We start from the raw sequence: 19671 nt of genomic DNA, 5'->3' as shown, positions 1-19671 counted from the left end.
AATCGAACGCATACGCTCAATTATAGCCAATGCCCGCCCGTCTCCCGCGATCGACGCGGCGTAACGCCCCTTCTCGCCCCTCGGGAGTCGGTGAAACCCCCGTCTATATTTCGTTTGTTTTCTGCGTATTATAACAACATCTGAATTTTCAAACCGACACTCCCGTCGACGGGCGGTCGGACATGCGCGGCGCGCATAGTCATGACGCGGCGATCAGATCGGTGATCTTTGAGGCCCTTTCCGAAGTTATAACACCGAGATCATCGCATGGAAGCGACCTCCGGCATCGCGGAGCTGTGCAAAATAGAACATCATCGTTCGATTATTGACTTCGCGACGGCGCGGCTGATACTTGGCCGCGAAGAGCCATAAGAGCCGGGGTGGAACACGTCATGACGATCAAGCTGGCCGCAAGCGCCTTCGCCCTGACCCTGGCCGCCACGAGCAGCCTCGCCTCCGCAGCGGAACGGCTGACCGTCCCGCTGACGGATGGCTGGCGGTTCACCCAGGACGACACCCTGACCGGGGCCGAGGCGCCCAGCTTCGACGACAAGGCCTGGGCCGCCGTCAGCGTGCCCCACACCTGGAACCGGGCTGGCTACTACCTGTCCGACGGCCCTCATCTGCACACACCGGCCACGATCAACGCCAAGCAGGGCGTAGGCTGGTATCGGCTGGCCTTCACCGCGCCGGCTGCGATCAAGGACAAGGCGACCTGGCTGCAGTTCGACGCCGCCAGCCGCAAGGCGTCGGTCTGGCTCAACGGCGTCCACCTGGGCGACCACGCCGGCGGCTTCTCGCGCTTCCGCCTGGACGCCAGCCAGGCGATCCGGCCGGGGCAGCCGAACCTGCTGGTCGTCAGGGTGGACGCGAGCCGGCCGGTCGCCGGCGGCCCCACCGCCGACATCCTGCCCTTGGGCGGCGACTTCTTCGTCCACGGCGGCCTCTATCGCGGGGTCAGCCTGGTCGCTACCGACAAGGCCCATTTCGACATGCTCGATTTCGGCGGCTCCGGCGTCTACGCCCGGACCACCGCGATCGGCGACGGCAAGGCCACGGTCGCCGTGCGCTCCAAGCTCCGCAACGACGCCAAGCGTGGCGTCAAGCTGGTTCTGACCACCCAGCTGGTCGACGCGTCCGGCGCCGTCGCCGCCCAGGTCGTCACGCCCGTCTCCCTGTCCGCCGGCCAGTCGACCGAGGTCGCGCAGGACCTGGTCCTGGCCGCCGCCCACCTGTGGCAGGGCGTGAAGGACCCCTACCTCTACCGGCTGAAGTCGGTGATTAAGGACGCGCGCGGCCAGGTCGGCGACAGCCTGGACCAGGGCTTCGGCGTACGGCAGATCCGCATCGATCCGGAGAAGGGCCTGATCCTGAACGGCCAGCCGTTGCGCCTGCACGGCGTGGGTTACCACCAGGACCGCGAGGGCAAGGGCTGGGCGGTCAGCGCGGCCGACACCGCTCAGGACATGGCCATCATCCGAGAGATGGGCGCCAACACGATCCGGCTGACCCATTACCAGCACGGGACGGCTATCCACGAGTTGGCCGACCAGTACGGCCTGATCCTGTGGGACGAGATCCCGTTCGTCAGCGTCATGACCCTGGCGGCCGACCAGATCGAGCCGACGCCGGGCCTGATCGCCGACGCGCGGCAGCAGCTGCAGGAGCTGATCCGCCAGAACTACAACCACGCCTCCGTTGGCGTCTGGGGCATCGCCAACGAGGTCGACCTGCGCGGCACGCCGCCATCATTCATGGGCGCGGCCAAGATCGTCCAGCGCGACCCTATCCCCCTGCTGAAGGACCTGCAGGCCCTGGCCAAGGCCGAGGATCCCGACCGAGCCACCACCCAGGCCACCTGCTGCGAGGGTCTGCAGCCCAACGCACCCGAGGTGGCCGCCATCACCGACACCAGCGGCGCCAACCGTTATTTCGGCTGGTACTACACCCCCTCGGAACTGCTGGGACCCGCGCTGGACGCCCTGCGCAAGAAGCGTCCGGACAAGTCGCTGTCGGTCAGCGAATACGGCGCCGGCGGCGCGATCAGCCAGCATACCGACGATCCGCTGGGCGGCCCGTTCGACTCGTTCGGTCGCATCCAGCCCGAGGAATACCAGGCCTTCGTTCACGAGAAGAACTGGGCGATCCTGGATTCCAAGCCCTATCTCTGGGCGTCCTGGCTGTGGAACAGCTTCGATTTCGCCACCGGCGACCGTCACGAGGGCGATGGCGAGAGCATCAACACCAAGGGCCTGGTGACCTACGATCGCCAGGTCAAGAAAGACGCCTTCTACTTCTACAAGGCCAACTGGAGCGCCGAGCCGTCGGTGCATATCACCGGCCGCCGCTATGTCGACCGCGCCTATCCGGTGACCGACGTGCGCGTCTACAGCAACGCCCCGTCCACCGACCTGGTGCTCAACGGCAGGTCCCTGGGCGCGCTGGCCGACTGCCCGCAGAAGATCTGCGTCTGGAAGAGCGTTCGTCTCGCTTCGGGCGACAACACGCTGGTCGCCCAAGGGCATTTCGAGATGGGCCCAACCGAGGACCGCCTGACCTGGCGCCTGGCGCCCGAGGGCAAGGACCGCTTCACGATCGACAGCGGCGCCCTTCTGGTCCCGGCCGGCCTCGGGGTCCGCATGGGCTCGGACGCGTTCTTCGCCGGCGGAGCGGCCAAGGCCATGACCGGCCAGGGCGGCGGCGAACCCGGCGCAGCGCCGTGGCCGGTGGCGCGCACCTATCGCGAAGGCGACTTCCGCTACCAGATCCCGGCCGCGCGGGGGCGCTACACCGTCACCCTGACCTTCGTCGAGCCGACCTACGCCAAGGGCGAGCGCGTCTTCGACGTGCTGATCAACGACAAGGTCGCGCTAAGCGATTTTGACGTCGCCGGCGCGGCGAAGGGCGAGCGCGCCACCGTCGTGCGCAGCGTCCCCGTCGAGGCGACCGACGCGGGTCTGACGATCACCTTCAAGGGCAAGACCGGCAAGGCCATCGTCTCGTCCGTCGACGTCGCGCCTCGCCCCTGAACGGGCGTGGGGCGGTGGTCTCCAGCGCACCGACTAGGCGAACAGGCGTCGGAGCGTCATCTGCACAAGGCGCGTCAAGATCGCTCGATCAGCCTGTGGATGGTTGATCGAGCGTACCGCCAGTCCGTCGAACAGCACGTGGACGAACTCGCAGCGGGCTCGAAAATCGCCGACGGTCTCGCCGGACCGCCTCAAGGCGCTCATCAGCTCCTCGAACGCCGCGCGTCCTTGCCGGTCCACGGCCTGCAGGATCCCGGCGACGCGAGGATTGCGCGCGGCTTCGGCGGCAAGTTCGGTCCTGAGCGCCACCCGTCGGGTATCGAAGCACCGGTCGATCGACTGGGGAACCAGGGCGCAGATTTCATCGAGCAAACCGGCGGCGCCGCCGTCCAGGGCGTCGAGCATCGCGCGCATCTCCGCCAGATCTTCATTGGCGATCTGAGCGATCAGCGCCTCCTTGCTTTCGAAGATGCGATAGACTTGGCCCACCCCAAGTTCGGCGCGCTCGGCGATCTCGGCCATGGCCGCGCCGTGAATGCCTGACAGGGCGATGCAGTCGCGGGCCGCCTCGACGATCCGCTCGCGCCGCTCATCCTGCCCCATCGATCGCCGCGGTTGACGGATCACGAGCGTCGTCTCCAACCGCCCTGCCCGCGCTCCGCGAACGGCGCCGGGCGCCCGATGATCATCGCCATGGTCATAACCCCGCCATCGACGGCTACGCCTTGGCCTCGACATCCTCAAGCGGAACCCCAGGCGTCACGGCGCGTGGGGTGACCAGCTTCGCCAGGCGCGGCCGCAGCCATTGTTCGAAGTCGTCAACGAACTCGTAGACCACCGGCACCAGGACGAGCGACAGCAGCGTCGAAGTAATCAGCCCGCCGATCACCGCCACGGCCATCGGCTGGCGGAACTCCGCGCCATGCTCAAGCGCCAGGGCGGTCGGCAGCATACCCGCCGCCATGGCCACGGTGGTCATGACGATCGGCCGGGCCCGCTCGCGGCAGGCTTCGATCAGGGCGTCGCGCTGCCGCATGCCGCCGCGCTCCAGCTCGATCGCGTACTCGACCAGCAGGATCGAGTTCTTGGCCGCCAGGCCCAGCAGCATCAGGAAGCCGATCAGCGACGGGATCGACAGCGCCTGGTGAAAGGCCAGCAGCCCCAGGAACGCCCCCCCCACCGCCAGCGGCAGGGCCGACAGGATGACGATGGGCTTGAAGAACGAGCCGAACAGCAGGACCAGCACGCCGTAGATCATCGTCACCCCAGCGAAAATCGCTAGGCCGAAGCCGCCGAACAGCTCGGCCATCGCCTTGGCGTCGCCGATCGAGCTGGCCCGCACGCTGGCGGGCATGGCCTTGAAGATTGGCAGACCGTGCACGGCCTTGGTCGCCGAACCCAGGGTCGCGCCTTCGGTCAGTTCAGCCTCGATGGTCATCTGACGCTGGCGGTCCAGACGGTCGATGCGGGCCGGACCCGCCTGGAAGCTGACATCGGCGACCGCCTCCAGCCGGGTCGTCTCGCCGCTGGCGGTCTTCAGGCGCAGCCCACGGACGCGGTCGAGGTCGGCGCGGGCGTCGGCGGGCAGACGGACGCGGATCGGGATCCGCCGCTCCTTGTCATTTAGCTTGGCGACGTTGGCGTCGATATCGCCGCTGGTGGCGACGCGGGCGGCCTGGGCGATGGCGTCGACCGAGACGCCCAGGCGAGCAGCCTCGTCGGCGCGCGGACGGATAACGATCTCCGGACCGACCGGCGGCGTCGACGGATGCGGGTCGGCCAGTTCGGGCAGGTCGCGCATCTGGCGTTGAAGGTCGAGCGCGGCGTTGAACAGCGCGTCGGGGTCGTCGCCCGTCAGGATTTGCTGGAACCCCGCTTGGCCGTCGGCCTTCAAGAAGCCGATCCGCACGTCCGGAATGGCCATGATGGCGGCGCGATAGCGTTCGCGCAGGGCTTGCCCCCTCACCTTGCGGTCGGCCTTCAGCAGCACCGTGACCGAGCCGCTGCGCAGGTCCGCGCCGCCGCCGCCCCGGAACGGGTCGCCCGAGGTCGAGCCGACCGTGGCGAACACGCCGTCCACCGCGGGCTCCTTGGCGAAGACCGCGTCGATGCGCGAGACCGCCTGGTCCATCTGCTCAAGGGTCGCTCCCGGCGCGCCCTGCAGCTTCAGGTTCAGATAGTCAGGGTCGCCTTCGGGGGTGAACGCGGTCGGCAGCAGCGGCAGCAGGGCCAGCGAGCCGATGAACAGCATCCCGCCGATGGCGCAAGCCAGCATCCGATGATCGAGGCTCCAGTTCAGCACCTTTAGATAGGTCTTGGGCAACGGGGCCGGCTCATGGGCCTTGGTCCGCGGCTTGAGCAGGTAGGCGGCCATCAGCGGCGTCAGCAGCCGGGCCACGACCAGCGAGAACAGAACCGCCACGGAGATGGTCAGGCCGAACTCCTTGAAGAACTGGCCGGCGATGCCCGGCATGAAGCTGACCGGAGCGAACACCACCACGATGGCGAAGGTGGTGGCGACCACGGCCAGGCCGATGGCGTCCGCGCCCTCCATGGCCGCGTCATAGGGCTGGTAGCCGGCGACGACCCGTTTCTCGATGTTCTCGATCTCGACGATGGCGTCGTCGACCAGGATGCCGATGACCAGGGTCAGGGCCAACAGGGTCACGACATTGAGCGAGAAGCCCAGGAACGCCATGGCCGCGAAGGTCGGGATCAGCGAGATCGGCATGGCCGCCGCCGTGATCAGGGTGGCGCGCCAGTCCTTCAGGAAGAAGAACACCACGACCGCCGCCAGCGCCATGCCTTCCAGCAGCACGCCGCGCGTGGCCTCGAAGCTGGTGCGCGTCTCGTCGACCGTCGCCGAGATCCGCGTGAAGTGGACCTCGGGCCGGGCCTTCTCCAGCGCCGCCAGCGCCTTGATCACCCGGTCGTCGACGGCCACGTCGCTGGCCTCGCGGGTCTTCATGACCTGGAAGCCGACAACCGGACGGCCGTCCAGCCGGGCGAAGCCCCGCGCCTCGGCCGAGCCGTCGCCGACCTCGGCGATGTCGGCCAGGCGGACATAGCCGCCGCCGTTGGTGGGAATGGTCAGGTCGCGCAGCTTGGCCGTCGTTTCGACCTGGCCCAGGATGCGGATGGTCTGCTCGCGGCCGCCGATCTCGACGCGGCCGCCGCCGGCGTTCAGCTGGAAGCCGGCCAGGGCGCTGTTGACGTCGGCGGCCGTCAGGCCCCGGGCGGTCAGCTTGTCGGGGTCCACCAGGACGTTGATCTCGCGATTGACCCCGCCGACCCGGGTGACCTGGGCCACGCCCTTCTCGGCCTGCAACGCGCGGGCGATGGTGTCGTCGACGAACCACGACAGCTGGGCGTCCGACAGCCCGTCGACCGAGACCGCGTAGGTCGTGATCGGGGCGCTGTCGATCTCGACCCGCTGGACCGTGGGGGCGTCGATGTCGCGCGGCAGCTGGGCGCGGACCTGCTCGATCTTGGTGCGGACCTCGTCGGTCTTCTTCTGCAGGTCCTCGCCCATCTGGAAGGTGATGTTGGTGGTCGAGGCGCCCTGGGTCACCACCGACTGGACGTTCTCGACGTTCGAGACGCCGGCGACGGCGTCCTCGACCTGGCGGGTGATCTGGGTCTCGATCTCGCCGGGCGAGGCGCCGTTCTCGGTGACGGTGACCGACACCATCGGCAGCTGCACGTTGGGGTACTGCTTGATCGGCAGCTGCAGATAGCTGAGCACGCCGGCCAGCAGCAGGGCCAGGAACAGCACCGTCACCGGGATCGGGTTGCGGATGGCCCAGGCGGAGATCTTCAGGCCGTCGCCCGTGGTCGGCGCGATCATCGGCCCGCCCCCGTCACGCTCATGACCGGACGAACCTTGTCGCCGTCGACCAGCAGGGCCGCGGCGTTCTCGACGATCCGCGCGCCGGCGGACGGCCCGGCGGTCAGGCGGACCCAGCCGGCCCCGCGATCCCCGGTCTTGACGGGCGCGCGCCGCACGCGGTCACCGGCCTCGACGACCATGACGCTGGCCCCGCCGGCGTCGTAGCGCACCGCGCTCTCGGGGACCGAAAGGCCCTGGTCCGCCGCGTCGCCGAACACGGCGCGGCCGAAGCCGCCCGCCCGGATGTCGGGACGGACCGGCAGGGTGAGACGCACATAGCCCAGCTTGGACTTCGCATCGATCTGCGGGCTGATCAGGCGTACGCGGCCCGTCGCGGTCGCGCCGCTGGGCAGGGTGACGCTGGCCGACTGGCCGACGCGGATCCGCGCCAGCTCAGCCTCGGCCAGCTGGGCCTGAAGCTCGATCTGGCCGTCACGCGCCAGGCGGAACCAGGCGGCCTGCCCGGCCGAGGCCGCGTCGCCCGGGCGCGCGCCGCGCTCCAGCACCACGCCGCCGACCGGCGCGGTCACGGCCAGCTTGTCGCGGCGCACCTGCAGGTCGCGCAGCGCGGCCTTCTGGGCCTGGACCGTGGCCTGGGCGGCCTTGGCCTGGAAGCGCCGCTGGTTGATCTGCTCTTGCGCCAGGTCGCCCGAGCCGTCGAGGCCGTTGGTGCGGTTGGCCTGGTCCACGGCCTGGGCGGCCTGGGCCTCGGCCTGGGCGACCAGGGCGGCCTGCTGGGCGATCTGGGCCTCGATCAGGGCCGGGTCCAGCCGCGCCAGCACCTGCCCCGCCCGGACCGTGTCGCCGACATCGGCCAGCACGGCGATGACGCGATAGCCGCTGACCTCCGGCGTGACGGCGGCCTCCTCGCGCGGCGTCAGGTCGCCCGTCGCGGTCAGGCTGCCGGCCACGGCGCGCGGCGCCAGGGTGATCACCGACACCGACCGCAGCTCGGCGGCGTGCGGCGCGGCCGGCGGCCCGCCTCGATGACACCCGGCCAGGATCGGCGCGGCGGCGACGACGAGCAGCGTCGTCGCCAGGAGCTTCTTGCAAGAGGTCATTTCGAGCTCGCGACAGACGAATAGCGATCGACGGGCCAGCCGCCGCCAAGGGCCTGGTAGGCCTGCACCGCCCGCCGGACGGCCTGCACCTGAGCCGAGGTCAGCTGGGTGCGCGTCGTCCGCCAGGCCTGCTCGGCCGACAGGGTGGATTGAAGATCGGTCAGGCCGCGTCCGTAGTTGGCGCGAGCGGCGCGATAGGCCCGCGCGGCGCGGGCCTCGCCGTCGGCCAGCAGGGCGACCTGTCGCCGGTCGGCGTCTAGGCCCACCAGCGCGGCCTCGGAGTCCTTGAAGGCCTGGCGCAGCGTCCGCTCGTAGGCGATGGCCGCCTGGGCGGCCTGGGCCTTCTGAACACCCGCCTGCGACAGCAGGCTGGGCAGGTCGAACAGCGGCTGGCTCAGGGCCAGGCCGAGGCTGGTGGTGGTGGTCGCGCCGCCGATCGAGGGGCGCGAATAGCCGAGGCCGGGAATGAATCTGACCGTCGGCAACATCGTCAGGCGGGCCAGGTTGGCGCGTCCGGACGCGGAGGCCAGGCGCGCCTGCGCCTCGCGCACGTCGGGGCGGCGGGTCAGCAGGTCGCCGGGAACGAGAGAGGGCGGAGCCGGCGCGACCCCGACATCGGCGGCGATCGCGATCGAGGTGGTGGGATCGACCACCCGGCCGACCAGGATCAGCAGCGCTCGCTTCTGGGCCTGCAGCTGCGCCTCCAGCGACGCCACCCGGGCATTGGACTGTGAGAGGTCGCCGGCTACCCGGTCGGCGTCGGCGACGGCCGACAGGCCCGCCCGCGCCCGCCGTTCGGTCATGTCGTAGAGCTCTTTCTGGACCCGGGCGCTCTCGTGCGCGTCCTGCAGCTGGATGGCCAGGCCGCGGGCCTGGAAGTAGCTGTCGGCGACCTCGGCGGCGACCGAGGCGCGGGACCCTTCATAGGCGAACCGCGCGGCGGCCAAGTCGGCCTTGGCGATCCGGCTGGCGGTGGGCAGCCGCCCAAACAGGTCGACCTGCCAGTTGACGTCGAAATCGCCCGTGGTGATGCGCAGGTCCGTGGCGGCGCCGCCGGTCCTGGTGCGCTGCTTCAGGTACGAGGCGCTGGGATCGCCCTGCGGCAGGAAACTGGTCAGGGCGCCGGACTTGGCGGCTCGCGCCTCAGCCAGGCGGGCGGCGGCGTCTTGGGCGTCCAGGCCAGACGCCAAGGCCTCGTCGACCAGCCGGTCCAGCAGCGGATCGCCGAACCGGGTCCACCAGCGATCCAGCGACACGGCGTCCGACGCCAAGTTCGCCGACGTCGCCGAGGGGCCTTCGTAGGCGGCCGGCAGCCTCAGGTCGGTCTTGGGCGGCGCGGCGCATCCGGCCAGCGTCAGGCCCGCCATCAGCGCCGCGGCGAAGCCGGCGTCCGGACGCCGCGACGAAGCGCGTCGCTTCGTGCCGCCGATCAATGGCGCGCCGTCCATGGTTTCCTCCCGACCGTTCCGCGAGCCCGTAATTGAACGGTATCGTTCATTTATCTGATCGTCGAGCGGGCTGATATTGTCAAGCCTCGGTTTTGCTATGCGGGGGCGCTATCGGCAGACCGAAAACAAAACGCCTCGTCAGGCCAGCCGAACCGTCGCCGTTCCAGCTTCGACGCCCTCGCCACGCGCTTCGACACGCACCTCGCCACGACCGCCCTGGGCCCGCAGGATGGCCAGCGCCCGGCCGCGACAGGTCAGGGCCTGGTTCGACTGCAGTGAGCCGACGGCCAGGGGATTGGCGCTGCCGAAGGCGAGCAGTTCTGCAGGGCCGGCGACCTCCAACGAAACCCTGATCGCGGCGTCCGGCGTGAGGCGGCCAGTCGCGTCCAGCACATCGACCATGAGGTAGCTGAGGCTGTGGCGTCCGCTGCCCGCCTGCTCGCGTTCGGCGCGGATCCGCAGTTTGGCCGGAGCCGCGACGGTCTCGAGGCGCTTGCGGCCGATCTCGACGCCTTGGCGCCAGGCGATCGCCTCCAGAACGCCCGGCGCGTAGGGAACCGCGAACTCCGCACGCATCTTGTCACCCGCGCTCAACGCCCTTGTCCCCACCAGGTCGCCGTTCAACCGCAGCTCGATTTGGTCGCCGAACGTGTAGACGCGCACGGCCAGCGGCCGACGCTCAGCGCCGGGCCAGGTCCAGCTTTGCAGCTCGTCCGACCAGCCCCACTGACTGACGGCTTCGACCTGGCCGACCGGCACGGGGCGTTGCACGGCCAGCTCAAGCCCGCTCACGCCCCAGACCACGTCGCGATAGTAGGATTGCGGCTTCTGGTCGCCGATCAGATCGATGTCGCCGCAATTGGCGACTACCCACGGATAGGGCTGCATGAACGGCAGCTGAGGTGGTTTCGCGCCGTTCGCCGGCGCCGCGCGCCGCACGGCCGCGCCGATCCCCGCCTCGCCCAGATAGTCCATGGCCGTCCAGACGAACTCGCCGATCATATACGGCGCGCTTTCCCCCAGCGCCCAATAGTCGAAGGCGTTGGCCGGATAGGTCTCCGACGCGTAGAGCACCCGGTCCGGATATCGCGCGTGATCGGGCTCGATGTCCTCGAGCTTGTAGTTGTAGCCCGGCACGTCGAGGAAGATCATCGACGCTTCTCGCGGTTTCGTGCGGTCGCCGACGGTGACTGGGCGGCCGCTGAAGGAATGGATCGCCGCCGTGACGGGACGCGTCGGGTCCAGGCGATGCACCTCGTCGGCCAGGTTCCAGGCGTCGCGGAGCCCTTCCCGCGACGCGCGATCGGGTATCTCGTTGCCGATGCTCCACATGATGACGCTGGGACTGTTGCGCGCGCTGAGCACCGTGGCGGCGAGGTCCTGGCGCCAGTGCTCCGCGAAGAACTGGGCGTAGTCGTCCTTAGTCTTGGGCATGCGCCAGACGTCGAAGGCCTCCTCGATCAGCAGCATGCCGTGCCGTTCGCAGGCCTCGCGGAAGGTTCGCGCGCAGGGATAGTGGGTGCTGCGGATAGCGTTATAGCCCCGCGCCTTGAGCCGGAGGATGCGGCGCTCGTCCGCGTCGACGAACGCCGCCGCGCCCAACAGGCCGTTGTCGTGATGCAGGCAGCCGCCGCGAACCTTCACCGCCTCGCCGTTGATGGTCATGCCGCGATCGGCGCTGAACGCCACGGTCCGGACGCCGAAAGGCTGGCTCAGCCGGTCGACGAGGCGACCGCCGCGCAGCAGTTCGGTTTGCAGGGTGTAGAGGTCGGGATCGGCCGGCGCCCACAGCGTGGGCTTGGGCAGGCGCAACACCTGCTTGACCTCGCCACCGGCGGTGGCGAGCGCCTTGGCCTCCACCACGCCGGAAGCCGAGCGCAGGGTGGTGCGCAGCGTCAGGCCCGGCTCCGGATTTTCAATCGTGGTCGTCACGTCGATCACCGCGCCGGCGGCGGTGATCCGCCGCGTCCAGGCCGCGACGCCCCAAAGGGCGATCCGCGCGGGGGCGGCGAAGACGTTCAGGGTGACGGACCGGTATATGCCGGACCCCGCATAGAAGCGGGCGTTCTCTCCGAGGTTCCGGACGCGGACGGCGATGACATTGTCGCCGATCGGGTCAAGGTGCGGCGTCAGGTCATAGGCGAACGGCGCGTAGCCATGCACTCGCGACCCCAGGAGATGGCCGTTCAGCCAGACGTCGCTGACGGCGTACACCCCGTCGAAAACGATCTCGGCGCGGGCAGCGTCGGGCGTCAGGCGGAAGCGTTTGCGATACCAGCCCTCGCCGCCCAGGGTGAACCCGGTGTTGGCTCCGCCCTCGTTCTTGGCGTCGAAGGGGCCGAGCCGGTTTGGCGGCGACGGGTTCGGCAGGTCCTCGATGCTCCAGTCGTGCGGGAGATCGACGCTGCGCCATCCGGAGTCGTCCAGTCCCGCCGCCTCCCAGGCCAGGCCCGAACCGCGCGAGAACCGCCATCCGAGATCGAAATCCTGGTCCCGTCCGGGACCGAAGCCAGACCCGATCGCCAGCGCGTCGGCCGCCGGCAGCAGCGCCGAAAGCGCCGCGCCCGACATCAACAGCAGCGCCTCGCGCCTGTGGAGGTGTGCACGCAACGAGGTCATAGGCCGGGCCACGCGTCTGTCGGGAGCGCCCGAAACCCGGCGTCGATGCGTTCGAGCGCTCCAGGCTTCACGACGCCCGCAAAGAACGAGAACGACGCCATTTCTCGCAACGTCACATTGGTCAAGGTCGGGTAGAGGCGCGGCGTACGCGCCATCTTGCCAAAGCCGGGAACCTCCCGCTCGACGACGGCGAGCAGGGCGTCGGAGCGCAGCAGGTCCGCGACGCTGATGGCGCCGACGCCGAATTCGGCCTGGGCCAGGCGAGGCTCGACATAGCCACCCGTGCGAGAATAGAGCGGCGCGTCCACGATCCCTCCTAGGAATTCCACGACCGGCGCTGAAGGGCTGGATCCGGTTGACGCGGGACCGGCGTGAACCGGTCCCGCTCGCGTCTAGCGCGCGCCGAAGGCGTAGCGCAGCGACACGCCGATTTCCCGCGGCGGCGTATAGCTGGTCCAGCGATAGCCGCTGTCGCCGAAGAACGAGGTCACCGCGCCGGCCGGCGTCGTGTAGTCCACATCCCGGCTGGTCTCGACGCCCGTCTTGGTCAGGTTGCGGGCGAAGATATTGATGTCCCAGGCGCCGTCCGGCGAGCGGACGCCGGCGAAGACGTTCAGCAGGCCGTAGTCCGGAACCGTGTAGCCGGCGTTCCGGCGCTTGTTCTCCGGATAGTAGCTGAGCAGGCCCCGGACATAGGCCTCAACCCCGCCGACCGGGCGCCAGTACTCGCTTTGCAGCGTCCCGCTCCACAGTGGGTCACGGGACACCGACACGTTGGACTTGCAGGTCGCCACGTGAATGTTGCGCGAGCGGAAGTCGCTGAGGGTGGGCGTTCCCTTGTCCGGAACGCCGTCGAAGTTGCTGTCGCGGCAGGGCACGATGTCGTTGTCGACCTTGCCGTCGGCGTAACTGATTCCGCCGCTGATGCTCCAGTTCGGCGTGACCTGGAAGGCGCCGTCGAAGTCGAAGCCCTTGACGATCGAGTCGGCGCCGACGTTGAAGGTCGAGTTCTGCACCACGGTGGTCGCGCCGTTGGCGGCGACATAGGGAATGGAGCCCAGCTGGAACAGCAGGCCGTCATACTTCTGGTAGAAGACGGCCAGGTTCAGGCGCAGGCGACGGTCCAGCCAGTTGGTCTTGATCCCCGTCTCGAACGACTTGGACTTCTCGTCGGGCAGGAAGATCAGGCTGGCCAGGACCGGGTCGTTCTCGGCGTTGCCAAGGGCGAAGTTGTTGGCGCCGCGTCGCCATGAAGTGGCGAAGGTGCCGTAGGACAGCACCTGGTCCGAGAAGCGGTGCGAGATCGACAGGTTGTAGACCGTCGGCTTCTCGGTGTTCTTCTGCGAACTGTTCTGGACCGGCGTCTTGCCGGCCGCGATCGGGATGTCGCAGAAGCCGCCGCCATAGGTGCTGGCGAAGCCGGCGGCCGAGCACGGAAAGCCGATGGCGCGCGAGATCATGCCCGCGCCGAGGAACACTGTCTGGACGTTGTCGACCTTGGAGACGATGTGGCGCACGCCGCCCGAGATCTCCGTCGCCTCACCCAGGTGCAGGCGCACATTGGCGAACACGGAGTTCTCGGTCGCGTTGTTGTTGACGGTGATCAGGGTCGGCAGGCTGAAGCGGCTGTCGAGCACGCGAGGGTTGGCGGGCGCGCCGGGCGAGCCGAATGAGCCCGGCAGGAACGAGGCGATCTGGGTACCGCCGGTCTTGCTCGGCGCTTTCGAATAGAAGTAGCCGACCGTGTAGTCGATCAGGCGGTCGCTGCCGACCGACGACAGCCGGATTTCGTGCGTCGTCTGCGAGTTCCTGGTGTTGAGGTTCTGGAAGTAGCTGCGCCCGATCAGCACGTTGCCGTAGTCCAGCGCCCCGACCGTGGTGGCGTCGCCCTTGGTGTAGCCGCCAACATAGCTCAGGCGCTGGCCCAACACTTCCCAGTTCAGCTGGGCGCTCAGGAAGTCGTTGTCCGTGTAGTTGAAACGCGGCGAGTCATCGACGTCCAGGCGCTGCGAGGCGGTGATCACCGGGCCGTTGTAGCCCGCCGGCGCGGCCGCCGAGACGCCGCCGACGGCGCCATTGCCCTCGATCTGGGTGAACTGGCGCTTGTGGCTGTTCAGCTTCTGATAGCTGAGTGTGGCGTCGAAGGTCTCGGTCGGCGTGAAGTTGATGCTGATCCGGCCGCTTCGCGTGCTCTTCACCGGCAGGAAGGCGCTGTTGAGGCTGGTGACGAAATCGCCCTTGTTCTCGTCGACGACGCCGGCCAGGCGGACGCCTAGGACGTCGGCGATCAGCGGGATGTTCGCCGCGCCCTGCAGGTTGCGGCCGCCGTGGTCGGTCGCCTGGGCGCTGACATAGCCACCGTAGTCGTGGGTGTCGGCGCGCCGCGTGGTCAGGGTGATGGCGCCGGACGGCGCGGTGCGGCCGCGCAACGTGCCCTGCGGTCCGCGCAGGACCTCGATCGCCTGGATGTCGTAGACGGCCTGGAAGGCCACCGTGCCGTCGATCGGCACGTCGTTCTGATAGATGTCGACCGTCGGCGAGGCCTGGGTGCTGGCGTCGTAGGAGACCCCGCGGATCGACGGCGCGGGCGAGCGGCCGGCGGTGACGCTGGACGTACCAAGGCTAAGGCCCGGCACCAGGGCCGCGACATCCTGGAACTGGGTGATCGCCAGCTTCTTCAGCGAGTCGCCGCTGACCGCCGAAACCGTCGTGGGCACGTTCTGCAGGTTTTCCGCTTGCCGGCGGGCGGTGACGATCACTTCGCCGACCGTCTCGGGCTCGGCGGCCGCCGGTTTGGCCGCCGTTTGCGCATGGACCGCGCCGGCGCTCAGGGTCAGAACGCTGACCCCCGCGAGCATCATGATCCGAGTATTGTTCATTTCACCCTCCCTGTTCCCTAGGCCGGCCCGACGCCCGGCGATCGCCGCGCGTTGCGATCGGCGGCGACCTGCTTTGTTTTTTCGAAGACGGCCACGAACGTTCGCGCCCTGGCCAGGCTCGCCGGCGCCCCGTTCGGGCAAGGCGAACTCGGCGGTGGGCTGGACGGCGTTCGCCGTCCACAAAGTGCGGAAGCACCCGTTCGTCTCCGTCCACTCGCGCCGACCTAAAAAGGCCGGTCTTGATCGTTGTCGTCCGCCCGCACTGTTCGGGCTGGCGAGAAACGCGTCCGCGTTTTTCGCGGGGCGTTCGCGACGCCGTGAAAGCTAGGCCGGCGCCGCTGACCTGTGTTGTAAACTGTCCTGACCAGTGGTCAACCAAAAACAGACGGAACCGTTCAATTAGGTTCCTCAATCTCGCCAGCCATGAGGGCGAGCGCCTCCGCACCCTGACGAGACCGCGCGAAAACGCGACCGCCAGGGCGACAATTTGACGATGATGTACGATTGATGGCGTTCCGGCGCCTTAACGGCCCGCGGCCGGCGCGCGCCTGACGGGCGAAGGGCCCGGCAGGCGGCGAGGCCAGCCGCAGCGGCGGCCTCGCGAAGACGCCTCGGCGATGCGATCGCCGAGGCGTCGGTCGTCAGGGCGCTACTTCGCGCCGAGCTTGGCGAAATCGGCGTCGATATCGGTGAGCTTCTGGTCTGTGACAGTGTCGGCGGAGTACTGCTGGATCGCCTTCAGCGTCATACCGCGCGCCATGTTGATCTGCTCGTTGGCGACCAGATCCGGCAGGTGTTTCTTCACCACCGCCGTCGCGGCGGGGTTGTCCAGGATGTCACCGACCGTGGTTTCGCTGGTCTTGAACTTGGCGGCCTGGGCGGCGCCGGGCAGGCTGGCGGGATCGGCGCTGGCCGCCGCCGGAGCGGTTTGGGCGGCCTGAGCCATGACGGCCGCTGGCGCGACCAGCAGAGCGGCGGCGAGAGCGAGGGAAGCTAGACGCATGGGGGATCTCGTTGTTGTGGACGTTCCTCGAACGCGATCATGGCGCGGGGTCGCGCAAAGGCAACCATAATTGTACGATACCGGTCGATTTTATCGTGAGATGTTGTAGGATCGCTGCCTGGCGGCCCATTCCATTGAATCGGGTTGCCCCACCCGGGACAATCGTGAGAGCTGGACTCCCGGCTCGCGCCGAAAGATTTGGATACCGACTTGGTTAGAAGGTCCATGACCGCCGCGCCCTCGCAAGACACTGCTGGCCAGGACTCGCGGGACGCCCCCCCGCAAGCGCCGCTGCGTCCGGGTCGCCCGACCACGGCGCGCTCCGAGGCGATCAATCCGGCCATTCTGGCGGCGGCGCGCGAACATTTCCTGGCCATGGGCTTCGACGCCACGCCCATGGAATCCGTCGCTGCAGCGGCCGGAATCGCCAAGGGCACGCTCTATTCCCGCTATCCCACCAAGGAAGCCCTGCTTCACGCCGTCGTCGCCGACCGCGTACAGGCCTGGCAGGCCGCGGCCGACGCCCGTAACGGGCCGATGCCGGCGGACCTCAAGCAGCGTCTCAACCATATCGCCCGCTCGATCCTGGAATCGTTGGCCTCCGAGGAGATCCACGCCTTCCAGCGCGTGCTGACCAGCAGCTCGGACGCCGGCGGCGAATTGGCCCGTGCCCTGCATGAGGCCGGGCATCGCAGCGCCATCGACCTGCTGACCCGCAGCCTGGTCGAAAGCACCAGCAACTTCCCCGCCCCGCCCCGCGATCCGGCCCGGGTGGCCGAGATGCTGATGGCCATGCTGACGGGCTGGTACGACGCTCATCAGCGCGTGCGCGAGATCAGCCACGAGGAGGCCATGGCCTATGCCGAGCACGCCGTCGACGTGCTGTTCCATGGCCGCATGGCTTGGTAGTCGCCATCTGAACGACTGCGTTGAATTCGTTCACTTGGCGATCCTGCCCAATGGCCGCGCCAGCAAGACTGGAAATTGGTCAGGCCAATCATGTCCGCGGCGCCTTGAACGCGGGTGACTCCCCTCCCCTGAGCCGCTAGCAAGAGGCTGACGAGACGGGGGCAGGCGACGTGGGCGCGATTGATGACGGGGCTCGGCTGAACATGGAGAAGGCGCCGTTCACGGCCCGGCGCGGGCGCCCGAGCGCCGCCCAGCTGGCGGCGATCTCGGACACCATACTCTCGACCGCCCAGGCATTGTTCCTGTCGCAGGGCTACGCCAACACCTCGATGGAGGCGATTGTCGCCGCCTCGGGGGTCTCCAAGGCGACCCTCTACGCCCGATACGCCAACAAGCACGAGCTGTTCCAGGCCATCGTCGAGGCGCGGATCCAGGCCTGGCAGGCGGCCGCGGCGGCGGACAGCGCCGCCGAGGACGAGCGCCCCGACCAGGATATCGCGGCCTGGCTGCGCCACCGCGCCGTCTCGATGCTGCGAGCGTTGAGGCAACCGGAGATCCGCGCCTTCGACCACCTGGTAGTGTCCGAGGGGCCACGCTTTCCGGAGCTGGCGCGCCTCTTCCACGAGATGGGCTACATGCTGAACGTCCGGACGATCGCCACGCGCCTGTCGCGGGCCGAAGGCCAGGCCTCGCCCACTGAGCAGACCCTGCTGGCCGCCAAGCTGTTCGCCTCGGGTCTTGTCGGATGGATCCGCCAGGAGTCCGGCGTTGACGAGGTGACCGACGCCGCGTGCGAGGCGGCGGCCGACATGATGGCGCGCCTGCTGATCGATGGACAATCAGCCTGGCGCGCCGGTTAGGACGGTCAGGTCAACTCCAGCAGGGCCACGCCTTCGGGCGGCAGGTCGATGACCAGCTCGCGCGTGGCGCTCAGCTTCAGCACGTGCGGCGCCGGCAGCTCGGCGGCTGCGCGGATCTTGGCCAGTTGCTCGCGTGTGGGGTATTGCGGCGACCCCAGCGCGCGCCAGGCCGGATAGGGCGAGCCGCGCTCCATGTCGACATAGCTGACCTTGACGGTCTGGCCCGACTTGGCGCCCTTCAGTCGCACTCGGTAGCGCTTGGCCTCGCCGACCACCTTGCGCACGCTGTTGGCGCCAGGAATGCCGCTGGCCTGCGGCGCGTCGGCCAGGTTCCAGACCATGACGGCGCTTTCGCCACCCGCCCGCCGCGAGGCCAGGGCGGGACCCTCGGCCTTCAGGCGGCGCGTCCCCAGCCTGTTGAGCAGCTTGAACGTGTTGAAGGTCGGACGCGCGACATTGCGGGCCGAGAACAGCCCCCAGGCATTGTCGCCCTCCTTGAAGATGAAGTTGGGGACCAGCACTTCCTCGAACTTGCTGACCTGCCAGTAGGACATACCCTTCAAATAGGGCATGCAGCCCTTGATGATGTGGGCGATCATCGCCGGGCTGTCGGACGACCACTCGCCCAGCCACAGCTCAGCGTTCTTGTAGGCGCTGGCGGCGATCTGGTCGCTGACCTGCTTCATGGCCGCGGCGTAGATCTCGTTCTGGGTGTATCTGCCTGCTTCGCCGAACACCTTGACCTGGTTGTCGCCGGCATAGAGGTGGGTCGAGACGAAATCGACCGGCAGACTGTTCTGGGCGCAATAGGCCAGGAACTCGGGGATCCACTGGACCTTCGAGGTGGCCGGGCCGCCAACCTTCAGGCTCGGGTCGACGCTGCGCACCGCCTCGACCGAGGCCTTGTAGAGCTCGAAGTACTGCTGCTGGGTGCCGCTCCAGAAGAAGCCCAGGTCGGGCTCGTTCCAGACCTCGAAATACCACTGGCGCACCTCGGCCGCGCCGTACCGGTCGATCAGGTGGCGCACAAACAGGGCGACGAACGCCTTCCAGTCGTCCAGCGACGCCGGCGGGGTGATGTTGCCGCGATAGGTGCCGAAATTGGCGGTTCCGCTGGCCAGCTTGCTGGGCATGAAGCTGAGCTCGACGAACGGCTTCATGCCGGTTTCCAGCACCCCGTCATAGACGGTGTCGACGTTCTGGAAGTTGAAGCTCTGGCCCGCGGCGCCGATCGCGCCCTTGGGCCGCACCGCCATCTCGTCATCGTTGAAGATGCCGTGGAAGCGCACCCGCTTGATGCCAGCCTCCTTGTAGGCGCGCTTGGCGTCGATCCGCCATTCCTCGCGCATGGTCAGGCCGGCCCGGTCGGAGCCCACGCACTCGGACCAGATGTGGGCCAGGGCGCCCACGTCGGCGGTCAGGTCGACGTCTACGGTCTCGATGGGAAGCGGTGGGAGCGGAGCCTTCGCCCAGGCCGCTTCGGAAAGGGCGGAGGTGGCGGCCAGCGCGCCGGCCGTGGCGATAAGATCCCGTCGGTTCATCATGCTTCCTCCACTGCCCGGCCGAGACTGCGATCGGCGCGACTTTCGTTGGCGCGCCCTCGGCGCTTCTTCGGGCGCTCGACGGACGGGCCGGGAACCGCCTCGCGGTCCGTGGTCAGGATCATCAACGGCGGCGCTTTGGCTGGCAAGTAAAATTAAACGACAACGGTCAATTAAATGCGTGATCAAGTGTGAAATAGCCCACCTCGACGCCGCGGCCAGAGACCGCCCAGAGGCGCGAGGAGCCAGGCGCGAGCAGGACCAGAAAGCCGAACGACAAACGCCAAGCGCCGATTTCACGCCGAGTTTGCGAACGGCCTGCACCCTCGCCGAGAACCATCCCGGCCGAACCGAAGCCGTTTGACGAGTTGGCGGCAATTATCGTACACATTCGTTCAATAACGTTGCTCCAAAAGCCCCGTGACGTCGACGG

12 protein-coding genes are annotated in these 19671 nt (G+C 68.4%); 3 read left to right on the top strand and 9 right to left on the bottom strand.

Translation table 11 applies throughout. The features are described from left to right. Positions 1 to 392: 392 nt before the first annotated feature. The gene (locus ASD47_RS01515; protein ID WP_056750568.1) at positions 393 to 3029 is read left to right on the top strand and encodes a glycoside hydrolase family 2; all 2637 of its coding nucleotides are present in this window, start codon (positions 393 to 395) and stop codon (positions 3027 to 3029) included. Between the two features lie 33 nt (positions 3030 to 3062). On the opposite strand, the gene ASD47_RS01510 is transcribed toward ASD47_RS01515, so the two are convergent. The 8 genes from ASD47_RS01510 to ASD47_RS01475 form a co-directional block, all read right to left on the bottom strand. Beyond that, on the bottom strand, positions 3063 to 3671 hold the full coding sequence (locus ASD47_RS01510; protein ID WP_162251602.1) for a TetR/AcrR family transcriptional regulator: 609 nt from the start codon (positions 3669 to 3671) through the stop codon (positions 3063 to 3065). Between the two features lie 76 nt (positions 3672 to 3747). Further along, a complete protein-coding gene (locus ASD47_RS01505; protein WP_056750563.1) occupies positions 3748 to 6876 on the bottom strand; it encodes an efflux RND transporter permease subunit in 3129 nt (1042 codons plus the stop codon). Then, on the bottom strand, positions 6873 to 7979 hold the full coding sequence (locus ASD47_RS01500) for an efflux RND transporter periplasmic adaptor subunit (RefSeq protein WP_056750561.1): 1107 nt from the start codon (positions 7977 to 7979) through the stop codon (positions 6873 to 6875). The genes ASD47_RS01505 and ASD47_RS01500 overlap by 4 nt, the downstream gene beginning before the upstream one ends. Continuing rightward, positions 7976 to 9427 (bottom strand): efflux transporter outer membrane subunit, encoded by a 1452-nt coding sequence (locus ASD47_RS01495; protein WP_056750556.1) that lies wholly within the window; start codon positions 9425 to 9427, stop codon positions 7976 to 7978. The genes ASD47_RS01500 and ASD47_RS01495 overlap by 4 nt, the downstream gene beginning before the upstream one ends. Positions 9428 to 9565: 138 nt before the next feature. Then, positions 9566 to 12037: a glycoside hydrolase family 2 TIM barrel-domain containing protein gene (locus tag ASD47_RS01490; RefSeq protein WP_162251601.1), complete on the bottom strand. Its 2472-nt coding sequence runs from the start codon at positions 12035 to 12037 to the stop codon at positions 9566 to 9568. Between the two features lie 5 nt (positions 12038 to 12042). After that, complete coding sequence (locus ASD47_RS01485) at positions 12043 to 12354, bottom strand: hypothetical protein (RefSeq protein ID WP_056750553.1); 312 nt, start codon at positions 12352 to 12354, stop codon at positions 12043 to 12045. Positions 12355 to 12438: 84 nt separating this feature from the next. Next, positions 12439 to 14925, bottom strand: a complete 2487-nt coding sequence (locus ASD47_RS01480; protein WP_235525718.1) for a TonB-dependent receptor — start codon at positions 14923 to 14925, stop codon at positions 12439 to 12441. A gap of 649 nt (positions 14926 to 15574) precedes the next feature. Beyond that, a complete protein-coding gene (locus ASD47_RS01475; RefSeq protein WP_056750550.1) occupies positions 15575 to 15928 on the bottom strand; it encodes a hypothetical protein in 354 nt (117 codons plus the stop codon). Between the two features lie 225 nt (positions 15929 to 16153). Between ASD47_RS01475 and ASD47_RS01470 the strand changes: the two genes are divergently transcribed. Next, positions 16154 to 16837 (top strand): TetR/AcrR family transcriptional regulator, encoded by a 684-nt coding sequence (locus ASD47_RS01470; RefSeq protein ID WP_056750549.1) that lies wholly within the window; start codon positions 16154 to 16156, stop codon positions 16835 to 16837. Positions 16838 to 17007: 170 nt separating this feature from the next. Then, a complete protein-coding gene (locus ASD47_RS01465) occupies positions 17008 to 17697 on the top strand; it encodes a TetR/AcrR family transcriptional regulator (protein WP_156402057.1) in 690 nt (229 codons plus the stop codon). A 5-nt stretch (positions 17698 to 17702) separates the two neighbouring features. Here ASD47_RS01465 and ASD47_RS01460 read toward each other — a convergent pair whose 3' ends face one another. Further along, positions 17703 to 19238: a hypothetical protein gene (locus tag ASD47_RS01460; protein ID WP_230983717.1), complete on the bottom strand. Its 1536-nt coding sequence runs from the start codon at positions 19236 to 19238 to the stop codon at positions 17703 to 17705. Positions 19239 to 19671: the final 433 nt, after the last annotated feature.

The sequence above is a fragment of the Caulobacter sp. Root1472 genome (genome assembly GCF_001426985.1).
GTDB lineage: Bacteria > Pseudomonadota > Alphaproteobacteria > Caulobacterales > Caulobacteraceae > Caulobacter > Caulobacter rhizosphaerae.
The sequence above is the reverse complement of the archived record's forward strand: the minus strand, read 5'-3'. Positions and strand labels throughout refer to the sequence as shown.

Coding starts and splice junctions, on each gene's coding strand:
- ASD47_RS01515 (WP_056750568.1), top strand. CDS start 393: ATGACGATCAAGCTGGCCGCAAGCGCCTTCGCCCTGACCCTGGCCGCC.
- ASD47_RS01505 (WP_056750563.1), bottom strand. CDS start 6,876: ATGATCGCGCCGACCACGGGCGACGGCCTGAAGATCTCCGCCTGGGCC.
- ASD47_RS01500 (WP_056750561.1), bottom strand. CDS start 7,979: ATGACCTCTTGCAAGAAGCTCCTGGCGACGACGCTGCTCGTCGTCGCC.
- ASD47_RS01495 (WP_056750556.1), bottom strand. CDS start 9,427: ATGGACGGCGCGCCATTGATCGGCGGCACGAAGCGACGCGCTTCGTCG.
- ASD47_RS01480 (WP_235525718.1), bottom strand. CDS start 14,925: ATGAACAATACTCGGATCATGATGCTCGCGGGGGTCAGCGTTCTGACC.
- ASD47_RS01475 (WP_056750550.1), bottom strand. CDS start 15,928: ATGCGTCTAGCTTCCCTCGCTCTCGCCGCCGCTCTGCTGGTCGCGCCA.
- ASD47_RS01470 (WP_056750549.1), top strand. CDS start 16,154: ATGACCGCCGCGCCCTCGCAAGACACTGCTGGCCAGGACTCGCGGGAC.
- ASD47_RS01460 (WP_230983717.1), bottom strand. CDS start 19,238: ATGAACCGACGGGATCTTATCGCCACGGCCGGCGCGCTGGCCGCCACC.